Source organism: Vibrio sp. Vb1554, assembly GCF_033344235.1.
On the sequence record NZ_JAWPOJ010000445.1, the window covers coordinates 1 to 1,055 of the forward strand.

Here is a 1,055-nt window from a genome sequence, read left to right on the forward strand (position 1 = left end):
CCGACAATAATGGTGGGATTAAACGTCCCGATGGAAAGGTAAACGCGATAGATACTGACTATCAAATTGGTCAGGATAACGTTGCGTTAAAAGTCGGCCCATTCGGCTTAGACATTCACAACCGAGTTTTCGCAATTTCTGGGATGACTATCGTCCTCTTTGTTGTGGCAACGCTAACTTTTCGCCAACAAGTTGAACCCTTTTTCGCTGGCTTACGTGCTTGGCTAGTATCCAATCTTGACTGGTTCTTTCTTGCTTCTGGCAACGTATTTGTCATTGTCTGCTTGGTCTTGATTGTGACACCGCTTGGCCGAGTTCGAATTGGTGGTACTGAAGCGACACCAGATTACTCTTATGCAGGATGGCTAGCGATGTTGTTCGCAGCCGGTATGGGCATCGGATTAGTGTTCTTTGGTGTGTCTGAGCCAATGTCGCACTTCAGCTCTGCACTTGGCGGCGTGAACATTGAAAATGGTGTGCGCACCGACTGGGCAACACTTGGTGGTGCGGCTGGTGATACAGATGCTGCATCTGCACGGGGTATGGCTGCGACCATTTACCACTGGGCACTTCACCCTTGGTCGATTTATGCGTTGTTGGCCCTTGGCTTAGCGATTTTTTCGTTCAACAAAGGGTTGCCACTGACCATGCGTTCCATCTTCTACCCGCTGTTTGGCGAACGAGTTTGGGGCTGGGTAGGGCACATTATCGACATTCTTGCGGTTGTTGCGACGGTATTTGGTCTGGCGACATCGCTCGGCTATGGCGCTTCACAAGCAGCAACAGGTTTGAACTTCTTGTTTGGTGTGCCAATGACCGACACAACTCAAGTCGTGTTGATTGTAGTGATCACGGCATTGGCGCTGATCTCGGTGGTTGCAGGCCTTGATAGTGGGGTAAAACGTCTGTCTGAAATCAACATGATTCTGGCGGCGATGTTGCTTTTCTTTGTAATCATCGTTGGCCCAACAATGGCGATTCTGACTGGTTTTTTCGACAACATTGCATCGTACATCACTAACATTCCCGCATTGTCTATGCCGTTTGAACGTGAA

General features: G+C 49.0%; 1 protein-coding gene. It reads left to right on the forward strand.

From position 1 onward, the window contains the following. On the forward strand, positions 1 to 1,055 hold a 1,055-nt coding region (locus tag R8N28_RS26940; protein ID WP_318183885.1), incomplete at both ends, for a BCCT family transporter.